General features: G+C 48.8%; 9 protein-coding genes. 3 read left to right on the top strand and 6 right to left on the bottom strand.

Features of this window, described 5'->3' with window-relative positions; genetic code table 11:
• Positions 1–197: 197 nt before the first annotated feature.
• The 3 genes from K331_RS0127215 to K331_RS0127225 form a co-directional block, all read right to left on the bottom strand.
• The gene (locus K331_RS0127215; RefSeq protein WP_028592762.1) at positions 198–920 is read right to left on the bottom strand and encodes an amino acid ABC transporter ATP-binding protein; all 723 of its coding nucleotides are present in this window, start codon (positions 918–920) and stop codon (positions 198–200) included.
• Positions 921–930: 10 nt separating this feature from the next.
• Entirely contained in the window at positions 931–1581 is a 651-nt protein-coding gene (locus K331_RS0127220; RefSeq protein WP_028592763.1) for an amino acid ABC transporter permease, read from the bottom strand.
• Positions 1582–1863: 282 nt separating this feature from the next.
• On the bottom strand, positions 1864–2703 hold the full coding sequence (locus K331_RS0127225) for a basic amino acid ABC transporter substrate-binding protein (RefSeq protein ID WP_028592764.1): 840 nt from the start codon (positions 2701–2703) through the stop codon (positions 1864–1866).
• A 284-nt stretch (positions 2704–2987) separates the two neighbouring features.
• Here K331_RS0127225 and K331_RS0127230 point away from each other — a divergent pair, with 284 nt between their 5' ends.
• Together K331_RS0127230 and K331_RS30725 are read left to right on the top strand one after the other, a co-directional pair.
• Positions 2988–3929, top strand: coding sequence for an ATP-dependent DNA ligase (locus tag K331_RS0127230; RefSeq protein WP_028592765.1), 942 nt, complete (start codon positions 2988–2990; stop codon positions 3927–3929).
• Between the two features lie 263 nt (positions 3930–4192).
• Complete coding sequence (locus K331_RS30725) at positions 4193–4996, top strand: hypothetical protein (RefSeq protein ID WP_051290074.1); 804 nt, start codon at positions 4193–4195, stop codon at positions 4994–4996.
• Positions 4997–5002: 6 nt separating this feature from the next.
• Here K331_RS30725 and K331_RS0127240 read toward each other — a convergent pair whose 3' ends face one another.
• Positions 5003–5935, bottom strand: a complete 933-nt coding sequence (locus K331_RS0127240) for a manganese-dependent inorganic pyrophosphatase (protein WP_018886913.1) — start codon at positions 5933–5935, stop codon at positions 5003–5005.
• A gap of 392 nt (positions 5936–6327) precedes the next feature.
• On the opposite strand from K331_RS0127240, the gene K331_RS0127245 reads away from it, so the two are divergent.
• On the top strand, positions 6328–10617 hold the full coding sequence (locus K331_RS0127245) for a S8 family serine peptidase (RefSeq protein ID WP_028592766.1): 4290 nt from the start codon (positions 6328–6330) through the stop codon (positions 10615–10617).
• A 135-nt stretch (positions 10618–10752) separates the two neighbouring features.
• On the opposite strand, the gene K331_RS0127250 is transcribed toward K331_RS0127245, so the two are convergent.
• Complete coding sequence (locus K331_RS0127250) at positions 10753–12189, bottom strand: sensor histidine kinase (protein ID WP_156897733.1); 1437 nt, start codon at positions 12187–12189, stop codon at positions 10753–10755.
• 35 nt (positions 12190–12224) lie between these two features.
• On the bottom strand, positions 12225–12911 hold the full coding sequence (locus K331_RS0127255) for a response regulator transcription factor (RefSeq protein WP_028592768.1): 687 nt from the start codon (positions 12909–12911) through the stop codon (positions 12225–12227).
• Positions 12912–13163: the final 252 nt, after the last annotated feature.

The raw sequence follows: 13163 nt of genomic DNA on the forward strand, positions 1-13163 counted from the left end.
TGACGAGAGAGGTGACGAGCTCTTACACTAACTCCTATCCGGACTTTTATCCGGACTCTTATTATGGATTCTTATTATGGATTCTTATATGGGCTCCTCCACTAACTATCTTCAAGCCTTCTAATTAGTCCCTCGGCCTTGAGCGAGCACTACTTGGAACCTCATACGATCATAGGATGCCGCGTTCTTCCGGTCCTCTACAGCACCTTGGACAAGAAGCTCTGGGTTCGCTCATGTCTAGGCTGCTCAAAGAGCATACCGGGTGGACCTTCTTCCAGAATGATGCCATCCTCCATGAAGATTACCCTGTCTCCTACCTCGCGGGCAAAGCCCATTTCATGCGTCACAATCACCATCGTCATCCCCTCTGCCGCCAATTCCTTCATCACGCCAAGCACCTCTCCCACCATCTCTGGATCAAGTGCAGAGGTCGGCTCATCGAACAGCATCACCTTGGGCTCCATGGCTAGAGCTCTAGCTATTGCCACGCGCTGGGATTGACCACCTGATAGCGAGGAAGGGTATGCATCTGCCTTGTCTGCCAATCCCACCTTGCTGAGCAGTTCCATTCCCTTCTCACGAGCCTGCTCGGCGGACCATTGACGCACTTTGAGAGGAGCGAGCGTAATGTTATCTATTACTTTCATATGTGGAAATAGATTAAAGGACTGAAATACCATTCCCATATCCGCGCGAATACTGGAAATCGAAATGTCAGGGTCCATCAATGAATGACCTTCTACCATTATCTCTCCGGAATCCGGGACCTCCAGCATATTAATACAGCGAAGAAAGGTGGACTTCCCTGAGCCAGAGGGCCCGATCACGACCACAACCTCCTTGCGATGGATCACTGTATGAATGTCCCTTAGTACAACATGAGCGCCGTACGATTTTCCCAATCCAGACACACGAATGATCGGCTCCACGTCACTTCACCTTCTTCTCGATATATTCAAGCAGCTTGCTTAAGGAGTATGTGAGGACAAAATAAATAAGCGATGCTGTGAGATACGGCTCCCATACTCTGTAGTACTGAGATTTCATAACGTTACTATAGAACATTAGCTCGTGCGCAGAGATGACCGCAACCAAGGAAGAGTCCTTGATCAGCACAATGAATTCATTGCCGAAGGCAGGAATCATACGCTTGATCGCTTGTGGCAGTATTACATATCGCATAGCCTGTCGCTGGGTCAGTCCGAGAGACAATGCCGCTTCACGCTGTCCTTTGTCAATGGATTGAATACCGGCTCTGTAGATCTCAGCTGTATAAGCAGCCGAATTCAGAGTCAGGGCCAGAACTGCCGCCACTGCGGCATTCGTAGTTCCCATGAGCATGGGCACAACCCCAAAGTGAACGAGCAGGATTTGCACATATAGCGGCGTACCGCGAAAAAAGTTAATGTAACAGGCCATGGGTAGCCGTATATAAGCCTTGGGCGACATTTTCCCAAAGCCAATCCCCAGACCTAGCACAGCACCCATAAGAATTGAGGCCAGGGAGATGCCAATCGTCAGAATCGTTCCTTTCATTAGTAACGGAAAATAGTACACGATGATATCCCATCTAAAATCCATGTCGTTCTTCCTTTCCTGTTCCTTAGGTAGCTACCTTGCATCAGCACACCTGTACTTACCACTAAGGCGTTCGGCTGATCCCACCGGATACTGACAAAGAAGGCATGCGCCTGCCAGAGCAAACACATGCCTTCTCTTGCGAGATTCAATACTAGATCCCGTGCGTCTACGCCATCTCCATGCCCACAATTCTGCATAGCGAAGACGCATATGAAGCAGTGAGGAGCCTTCCATTCATACTAGGCCCAATTCCGCACTTCGTGGCCGCCGTACGTACAATTGCTATTTGGCCATCTCAGCTTTAAGACTGGTTAGATCTGGCTTTTTGCCGAACCACTTCTCATAGATCTCCTCATAGGCTCCATTATCAATTACAGCCTTCACTGCAGGATCAAGCTTCGCCTTCAACTCACTGCCCTTTGGCATCAGGAAAGCATAATACTCAGGCTGGAACGCTTCACTATCTGTAATGCCTACAAGCTTGCTGTCTGGATTGTTCTTAATGTACTCCTGAATGATGGCATTGTCGGCTACGACTGCGTCGGCCCCACCTTTATCAAGCTCCATGAACGCCAATGTATTACTATCGAACTTCTTGAGCTTAGGATTGCTGGCTCCCATCAGCTCTGACATGATTGTGTCAGCGGTCGTAGCCGCCTGAACAGCAACTTGCTTGTCAGCCAGGTCTGCTGCACTCTGAATATCACTGCCTTCCTTCACAACAATCATATTAGCTGATTCGTAGTAGGGAAGGGAGAAATCATAGCTCTCCTTCCGCTCTTCGGTGACAGAAATCGCCGAAATCCCTGCCTGATATTCGCTACCCTGCTTGACGCTCAGCAGCATCGTGTCCCAGCCGACATTTTCGACCTCATAGTCAATACCGGCTTCCTTCATCACAGCGTCCAGAAAATCAATATCAAAGCCTGTAACCTGGTCCCGATCCATGAATTCCATAGGCGCATAGGATGCATCTGTAGCGATCTTGATCGGTCCATTTCCCCCGGAAGCTGTCTCTCCACCTGTAGCTGGTGTCGGCTCACTCACTGCTGGTGGCTGTCCACATGCAGCTAGTAGAACCAAAATTAATGTCATTAAACTTAACAAATAAATCTTTTTCAATACCAAAACCCCCTACTAATTCATTGGTATATGTCTCGAAAAGTAACAATTTACTGTGATTCTATCAGGATTCCAAATAAACCTCAATGATTTTTATAATTTTATGTAATAATATATGACATATTTACATTCCTATATTGGAAATCAGGCGATGACAGTATGCACACCATTTGTCACGTGTCGGTTCATAAGTGCTTGTTATTGCACAGCTAATTGGGAATCCTAATGATATTGCTGTATAAGCTTCTACGGCGGAATATATGAAAGACAGGAGAAATGCAAATTTGAAGCCTATTATTCCTTTTGAACCCGTCCGAATTGATCAGATCCCTGTCGGGCCCTCATGGATTGCCCAGGTCAAATGGGACGGGGTACGAATGTTGAGCTATTATGACGGGACCAAGGTACGGCTGGTGAATCGGCGGTTGCATGATCGAACTGCACGATACCCGGAGCTCCAGCACTTGAACGAACATTGCCATGCAACTTCCTTCATACTTGACGGTGAACTGGTTGCTTTCCAGGATGGCAAGCCATCCTTCTATGAGATTATGAAACGCGACAGCCTCCGCAGTAGCCGCTCCATTCAGCACGCTGCCACGCAGATTCCAATCGTATATATGGTCTTCGACATTCTTTTCGCTAACGATCAATGGGTGACCGAGCTCCCGCTAATAGAACGCCAGCAGCTTCTATCAGATCTAATTAGACCACAGCCGTATCTACATCTGGTCGAGAACTTTCCGGATGGACAAGCCTTATTCAGGGCTATATCCAACCAGGGAATGGAGGGTGTCATCCTGAAGAGAGTGGATAGCAAATACCTGATTCAGGGGAAGGACAATCGTTGGCAAAAGCATAAGATAAGCCGAGATATATATGCACTGATTGGTGGGGTCACCTACCGGGATAAGGTAGTAAATTCCTTATTGCTCGGGCTGATGAATACGGATGGAACTCTGGAGTATATCGGGCACGCTGGTACGGGAAAATGGGGGGCGGCTGATTGGCGCAGCCTCACGGCAGAGGTCCAGAAGTCAGTGGTAGAAGCGTGTCCATTCCGCGCGACTCCCCCACTGCTGCGTGATACCCAGTGGCTGCACCCTCAGTACGTCGTGAAGGTAAGCTTCCTGGAATGGACACCAGGAGGGACAATGCGCCATCCTGTCATAGAGGGCTTGGCACCTCATGTCCCTGCCCAGGATTGTACTTTACAGCAAGAGTGAGTGGTAAGCGGAAGGACCGATTGATAACGATAGATCACCAAAATGAGAATATATGTTCCCAAATTAGATTGACATATATCCCAAAAGAAGGTATAGTTAACTACAAATTCATAGGTGATGCGGGCGAAGCACCCCGCAAGTGAGGCTATTAGCCATACTTGCGGGGTGCTTCTTTTATTTGTTGTACGAGAGAGGAGAATGCACTCAACTAACGTAACGCCTCATCCCGGACACCTATACTAATTCAGACAGGAGTGTTGTTCATGAAACCTATTTCGACCAAGAAGAACGTTCACCCATTATCTTCGGCATTCACCCGTACACTATGGAAGCCCTTTATCGTGTTCTTGTGCTGCACGGCTCTGCTCTTAGTGCCAAGTCAATCTCAGGCCAGTGAGGCCGCCAGCTCAATCGGGGCAGTCTATGATCAAATGACCACGCTTGAATCCGTCATCACATTGGAGGGTCAACGCATCCGTAGCCTCAGCAAGAGCAACAACGATAAGATGAAGTCCATCAAGAGCAGAATTAGTGCGATTGATGCTGCCTTGTTGAAGTCACTTAAGCTGAAGGTTGACCAGACACAGAAGAAGCACACTCCTTTGCTGACGCAATATTCAGAGCTGAATAAGCTACTCGCCGACGCCCGCAAGCGCAAGGACAAGAAGAATGTGGATCTGTTGGTATTGAAACAAGGCTCGCTTAAGCCTTCTGTTACAGCAGCTCGTGCGGACATCGCTTCTCAGAAAAAGGCACTTGCAGACGCCAAAAAAACGGCCACTGCGAAGGCAGCGGCCGTCAAGGAAGCCCTTGTTCCTGTACAAGCTATCAAGAAGCAAATCACAGCGGAGAACAAACAAATTGCCTCCGTTAAGAAGAGCCGCACAGCAGCACACAAACGGTATAGGGCAAGTATCAAAAACGGAAATTCCATCCTTGCGCTCGCTGAGCTTACCCGCGTCTATCAATTGCTCGGCAATGTACATGCCTCTCAGCAAAAGGTAGAAGAATGGGAGCGTCAAATATCTCTGGCCCTGCAGCGCGCAGAAGCCAAGCTCCCCAAATAACAGTGCTTACAGTGCGTTAAATGTGTCTGTCAGTACAGGTACGATTTGTGACTTTCTGGATACTACACCCTTCAATAGCGCCTTGTTGCCATCCAGCTTGACATTGTATGCCTGTTCAACCGCCTGAGCCTTGTTGCCGAGTGCAATACCCACAGAATCACTATTAACAATATCGGTTACAACAAACAGGAACAGATCCAGGCCCTTATCCGCAATCGTCTTATTCAGTGCAACTTCAAGCTCAGCCTGACGGGACAGCACATCATTCACATCAACTGCATTGACTTGGGCAATTTCAACCTTGCTACCGTTCAGTTGGAATTCCTTTGCATCGAGACTGATCAGTTGCTCGATGGTGTGCTGACTCAGATCAGCTCCTGCCTTCAGCATGTCGAAGCCATAGCTCTCAGCATCTACGCCAGCAATCTCAGCCAGCTCACGCGCTGCAGCTACATCTTCTTCTGTGCAGGTAGGAGATTTGAATAGCAGGGAATCCGAAATAATTGCAGACAGCATGAGTCCAGCGATATCTTTAGGAATCTCTACCCCATTCTCCTTATAGATCTTCTTAAGAATTGTCGCTGTGCAACCTACTGGCTCAGCGCGATAATACAACGGATAGCTCGTCTCAAAATTCGCAATACGATGATGGTCGATAACCTCAACCACACGCACCTCTTGAATATCATCAGCACTTTGCTGGCGTTCATTATGATCTACTAGAATAACTGTCTCGGCCTCAGCAGCCACCTTCTCAACGTAACGTGGTGCCGGGGTCTTGAAATAATCCAAAGCAAATTGAGTCTCTCCGCTTACTTCACCCAGACGAACTGCCTCAGCATCTACACCAAGCTTTTGTTTCAAGAAAGCATATGCAATCGCAGAAGTAATCGTATCCGTATCCGGGTTTTTATGACCAAAGACCAGTGTTTTTGCCATCGTAATCGACTCCTTAATCAAGGTTGATTTTACTATAGTCAACAATTCCAATGCGATTATATCATTAATCTCCCATGCTGTGCATCCGCAATCTTGCATAACTATCATTTTTTGAGTGCAGTGACTAAGGTAGATTCTCTGTAAAAAGCCTGACAAAACCTGATGAATCATGGGTTTATTTGTTATTGACAACCTTTATTTTCTAAAAATATTAAATTCATATAGAAAAATCTGCTAGTCATATGGTAACATATCCCTCAAAACTACATACTCAACCATTCTACGAATCATATTCCAATATGGGAGGGGGCCTGCAGGCAACGAAGGATGTTGCCAAGCCAAATCTGATAGACAAATCAATAGACTATAATCTTGTGAAAAGAGGGGAAGCTTTGAAAACACGTACATTGCTGCATAAAGTAACTACTGTTTCTTCCATCTTCGCTCTGGCAGCGAGCTTACTAGCTCCTTCAGCCAGTCTAGCTTCGCCTGATATCAGCCAACAGATTCTTTCTGAGCTGACCAACGAGGTGTTGCAGGAGCCTACCTACATCTCTCCTAATCTTGACACTTCCTCTTCCAAGGATGTTCGAGTCATTGTCCAACTCAGCAGCGACCCTGTAGCTGTTGAGAGATTTAGCGCAGGCAGCCTCCGTGCCTTCTCGACGCGCTCTGCTGAATCCTCCATCAAGAGCGAGCAGACGTCTTTCGAAGAGCTTGCCAGAAAACAAGGCATTTCTCTCCAGGTTAATTACCGCTACAACACGGTTCTGAATGGCATGGAGGTTACGGTTGCAGCCGACAAAATACCGGCTCTCGCCAAGCTTCCTGGCGTTAAATCCGTTCATGAGAACCAGACCTATTTTACAATCCCAGTTCAAGATCCTTCCACAGTGGCAGATGATACCTATGAAGTGAAATTTGATAACGCCCCACTGGATCTAATTGGCGCTCCTGAGGCCTGGAGCAAAGGCTTCACAGGCAAAGGACTCAAAGTAGGCGTCATTGATACCGGTGTCGATTACAATCACCCTGACCTGAAGGATGCTTATAAAGGCGGCTACGATTCCTTTGAGCAGGACAATGATCCTTATGAGGAGCCTCCTGTCAGCATTGATGAAGACCCATACGGAACAGGCTTTGCCGGAACATCTCACGGAACGCATGTAGCAGGTACTATTGTTGGCCAAGCCAAAAATACGACCTCTGATATCGTTCAAAAAGGGGTCGCCTATGATGCAGATCTGTATGCCTATAAGGTGCTTGGGCGGAATCCTGCAACTGGGCGCTCATCCGGCTCATCTGCACAGGTGATTGATGGAATCGAGCGTGCGGTCAAGGATGGCATGGATGTAATCAACCTGTCCCTGGGCTCCGATCAGGAGAAGGACCCGAATTCACCAGACTCCATTGCAATCAATAATGCAGTACTGTCTGGTGTTGTGGCAGTTATCGCGAGCGGTAACGCTGCTGATTCTGGCCCTTACTACTACTCAATGGGCTCACCAGCTTCTGCACAATTAGCGATCTCCGTTGGAGCGACAACGATCCCTGGTCGCCTGTACACAGCTGCGGGTACCGTATCCCAAGCCACATACGAGTCTGTCGACCCTAATGGCAGCGTTACTGCGGATACTTACGATTTTTATGATTACCAGCTTATGGGCTGGAGAACAGGCGATGATGACTTTGCCTCTATCCTTGGCACACACCCTATTGAGGTTGTCTATGCTGATCTTGGTCAAGTAGATGATTATGTGGGTAAAGATGTGACTGGAAAGATCGTACTGCTCTCCCGAGGAAGTCTTGCATTCGTAGATAAGATCGAGATTGCCAAAGAGCAAGGGGCGCTCGCTGCAATCATTTTCAACGGCAATACCAGCCCTAGCGACCCTAACAGTGCCGATCTGTCCGATAGCGTGGCACAGCGTGACGGCTACATCAACACCAGTCTTGGCGATAGCCTTGGCTTCATTCCGACATTTGACATGAAAGGTAGAGAAGGACGAGCATGGGCTCGCAGTATTGTCGAGAATCCTGACAAGCTCCACTTCATTACATTTGACCAGGAGTATCCTCAAATTGATGTTCCCGGTGATCGCATGGCATCCTTCAGTTCTCGCGGACCAAATAGCGATGATCTGCTGGGCATCAAGCCAGATGTATCCGCACCAGGTGTCAACATCATGTCCACTTGGCCGAAATACGGAAAGTTCGATCCAGATGCCTCCTATGCCGAAGCATACAATCGCAGCAACGGTACAAGTATGGCGTCCCCGCATGTAGCAGGTCTGGCTCTGCTCTTGAAGCAGCAGCACCCGGATTGGACACCATTTGACGTCAGAGCAGCTCTTGCCAATACTGCAGACTCTCTGTTCAACGAATCAGGTAAGCTTTATGATGCTTACTCCCAAGGGGCAGGCAGAGTCAATGTGGATCATGCCACAGATACTCCAGCTCTGCTGCAAACTGTAGAGCAACTGACTATTTTGGACAAAGATCTGACCTATCGAGATGTGATCAATTATGGCTCATCGGCCAGCTTCGGCGTCCTGCCGGCTGGAAGTGAAGCGAAGCAAATTCAGCTTCAGCTGAAAAACGTATCCTCCAGCTCCGTACGCTATCAAGCTAGCGTAGAATTGCATGCTGATGTGACCTCCGATCCTACAAATCCGATCTCTACACCGAGCCCTAGCAATCTTCGTGTAGAATTACAGGGTGTTGGCGACGGCGGTGCTATCAGTGCTGATGCAGGAAAAAGCCAACCATTCTTCCTGTCAGTACAGCCTGTTGAAGGTGCTGTAGACGGAGTCTATGAGGGTAAAGTTGTACTGGAAAGCACAGGACGCCCAACACTCCATCTGCCATTCACTGTGCATGTCGGCGAGAAGGCCCCTGCTACCGGATTCGGTCTGCAAGAAATGCAACTATCCAATCCAATTATTACACCTAACCGGGGCGGCATTAAGGCCACGACGGATGTAACATTCCGTCTGACGGCTGAGAATACAGACTACATCGAGCTTCAAGTATATGGTGTGAATGACCAACTCATTGGTATTGTTGATAATATTTATACCGAGGAAGGCTTCCTGGAGCCAGGGGACTATGCATTCGAGAACTACGGCGGAACTTACTTCGCTGTTGACGAAGCAGGGAGCCCTCAAAGGGATGCGAACGGCAATCTGATTACACGCCAGTTGACTGCCGGAACCTACAAGCTAACCTTGATTGCTCCACAGCTTGATGCAAATGGCAACTTTAAGTACAACGCTGATGGACTCATGACATACTATGCCTCCAAGGCTCTGCGAGTTGATACATCACGTAAGAGTAGCAGCAGTGATGATACTACTGGCGGCAACAACGGAAACAGCAGCACTGGCGGGGGTGGAGGCGGAACTCCACCAACAATTCCAGCTACAGATACTCCAGCCACTCCTGCAGATGGAACTACACCGAGTGCACCTAGCATTCAAGGTGTGGTGAAGCAAGGGCAATCAGTTCAGCCTGTACAAGCCTCTGTAGTCGTAAGTAATGGAATTCAGGCACTGAGCATTACCAATGAAGCACTTCAGGCTGCCCTCAACGAAGCAGACTCCAAACCAGTTGCCATTGTTGTCTCTATTAACACTAGTGAGGCTCCTACAACCAAACTGATTCTGTCCGCTGACCAGCTTGGCTTGCTCGCCAAGTCAACCGTAGATAGCAGTATTATTTTGAACTTTGGGACATCATCCCTATCCTTGCCAACGTCGGCACTTAGCTCTGTTCCAGCCGGATCTTCCCTGGAGCTCAACATTGCCGATCAGGACCAGGACCTGGAGATCTTCACCAAAGGCTTCCCAGGCGCTACGATTATCGGCACACCTGTCAGCTTCGAAGTTAATGTACTGTCAGGCAACCTCAGTACACCATTGAACGTACCGGCTAAAGAACGCATTCTGCGCTCCTTTACCGTACCTGGACAAATTGAGGGTAACACTGCTGGTGTATTGTATACTAGCGGAAGCAAGGTATCACCGACTCCATCCGTATTCAACAAGCAGGATGATGGCACAACCGTAGTAGTAGTCAATCGTCCAGGGCTGTCCACTTATGCAGTGGCAACGAGAACTGTGTATTTCGAGGATATCTCCTCTTCGTTCGCACAATCTCAGATTCAATCGCTTGCACACAAGCTGTTGATTAACGGCACTTCGGAGCAGACCTTCGCGCCAAAAGAGCGTGTAACTCGCGCCGAGTTCGCAGCCATGCTGACAAGATCTCTGGGCCTACAAGCTGCAAACACTGCTCCATTCACTGATGTTCAAGCAGGTGGCTGGTATGCAGGAGATGTAGCAGCAGCTTATAATGCTGGTCTGATTACAGGCCGCAATGATGGAAAGTTCGATCCTAATGCACATATTACGCGTCAGGAAATGTCCGTTATGCTGTCAAAAGCTATGGATCTGCTACAGATCACTCCAGCTGTACAGGGTTCCCCTCGTGGACCTTATGCAGATGCTTCCTCCTTCGGGAACTTTGCTGAGCTCAGCATTGATAAAGTAACCCAAGCAGGTATCATGAGTGGAGAGACTGTTAACGGAACTTCCTATTTCCGTCCAGAAGCAGCTACAACGCGTGAAGCAGCAGCGAAAGTACTGTATGAGCTGCTGCAGCAGGGTGAGCTGATTAACTAAGGATTTCACCAGCAAAACGACATCATTCATGGTTCACATCCTTCGCTGGTATCCAGCGAAGCTATGGACCTGCATCAAGTGAAGAAGCCTCCGTCCCACGTATGTACTGTGGAACGGAGGCTTCTGTATTCAAGGCTACATTAAGGGCAGACGCACCGTAAAAACACTTCCCTCGCCAGGCTCACTTTTCACTCCAATGTGCCCCTGATGTGCATGTACAATGGATTCAGTAATAGACAGCCCCAGTCCTGCACCGCCAGATCTTCGAGTACGCGAGGTATCCCCACGATAAAAGCGTTCAAAGATTCGATCCAGTTGCTCCTTCTCCATTCCTGGGCCATTATCGCCTACATCAAGCACTGCCATTCCCTCCTCCACGCTCAGGCCTACCTTAATGATACCTAGCGACCTATCGGTATGCTGCACCGCATTACTGAACAAGTTAAGCACCACCTGCTTCATCGCATCCACGTCAATTGGAGCATGTACCTCTGTGGTAATATCGTAGATCACCTTACGTTCCCCAGCAAGCATCTGTAATTGAGGCTTCATGGAAATGAGCATATCGTCTAACGAGGTCGGCTTCAATAACATCTCAGGAGCCCGATCCATCTTTGCCAATAGCAATAGATCCTCTACGAGCTTCTTGATTCGCTTGGATTCGCCATACATACTCTCCAGTGCTACCTGTAGCTGCTGGGGGTTGGAGGCCGCCCCACGGAGCAGCACCTCCAGAAAGCCATGAATCGAGGTAAGCGGGGTTCGCAGCTCATGGGATGCATCTGCCACAAAGCGCCTCATTTGTAGCTGCGCTTCCTTTTCTGTGGCAAACGAAGCCTCCAACCGTTCCAGCATACCGTTAAATGATACGGCAAGCCTGTCTATCTCTTGCTGCCCTTGGTCGGTAGCCACACGCTCCGTCAGATTACCGGCATCAATACGCCCCACGGTCTTGACCATCTGGGAGAGCGGAATGAGCGTCCGCCGCAGGATTGGTAGCATTAACACCACACCGATAGCAAGCCCTAACAACGATAAAGAAAGGAACGTCAATTGTTGGCGCATTAGGAGTGCCTTGAGCGGAGCTGTTGAGGTACCCATCTGCAGTAGCTCACCTGATGAGCCCTTTGGGCCTGGTGCACGGACCACGACCAGCTGCTCATTCCCCTGATGATCCTCCACCAGATAATAATCGCTCATTCGTCGCCGTGATTCGGCATTTGCACGCAGCTTATCATAAATATCCTCCGATAGTCTGGGAGCGGATAGCCCATCCTCACGCGAGATATCCCGCAAGGTTCCATCCTTCTGGATAATCGCCAGTGTCATATCCGAGAAAAAAAGATACCGATCGGGCGGTCCCTGCGGTGGAATTCCTTCCCGTCCACTCGACTTGGCCTCTCGGGTCAACAGATCCACGGGCATAGAGCGCAGCTGCGCTTCCATGACTTCAGCACGGTTACGATAGACGAAATCCTTCATGAATACATACTGCAAAAATCCTATTAGCACAAGCAGCACAGCCACGATCAGTAACGTTCGTGTAAGCAACTGAGCGCGAAGTGAGTTCATATTCATCCAGTCTCTCCACCGCTCCTTGTTCCACCTCATGGCAGATCGATCCGGTAGCCCACCCCACGCAGCGTGCGAATGAGCTTATGTTCCTTATCCTGAAGCTTATCGCGCAGGGAGCGAATATACACCTCGACAATATTGTCCTCTCCGCCAAAATCATAGCCCCACACTCGGTCCAGAATACGCGCCTTGCTGAGTACTAGACCATGATTGAGCACCATAAATTTCAGAAGCTCATATTCGGTAGGTGACAGCTCCAGCACCCGATCAGCATGTTTAATTTCCTTGCGACGATCATCTACACGGAACGGCCCATAGGTCACTTCTCCAAGCAGATCAGGGAATTGATTGCGGAGCCTTGCTCTGATCCGGGCTAGCAGTTCTTCGAAATTAAAGGGCTTGGCCAAATAATCATCAGCACCCAGCTTAAGCCCCTTGACCCGATCATCCACCTCATCCTTCGCCGTCAGCATAATTACTGCAATGTTATCCCCTGTCTCCTTCAGGCTACGGCACAACTCAAACCCGTTCATCTCTGGCATCATGACATCGAGAATGGCTACATGCGGTCGATATTCCCGTGCCAGTTCCAGCCCTTCACTTCCATTAGAAGCTGTCCTCACCTCATAGCCTTCATTTATCAGGCCGAATTCCAGAAATTGCAGAATATGTGGCTCATCATCTACAAGCAATATCTTGATTCCATTCATGGTAGTCATACGTGCGACATCCTCTCTATACCTCAAATCCTCAGCTAGTCCATGGCACACTGCTGAAGCCATTGTGTTGCTACAGCATCCACTTCCAATGGCTGCATTTAGCCATTCCCTCTACAATTTAATATTTCCATTATGACGCAACTCGGCTGAGGATGGCACTGAATTTTCACTGAAAAAATGATGGTCGTCGCATCACCAGACATTTCAGCTAATTTTCAGCGCAGCCTCATGAGTACTTCAGGTATTCGGTCC

It is taken from the genome of Paenibacillus massiliensis subsp. panacisoli DSM 21345 (assembly GCF_000426545.1).
GTDB classification, from domain to species: domain Bacteria; phylum Bacillota; class Bacilli; order Paenibacillales; family Paenibacillaceae; genus Paenibacillus; species Paenibacillus panacisoli.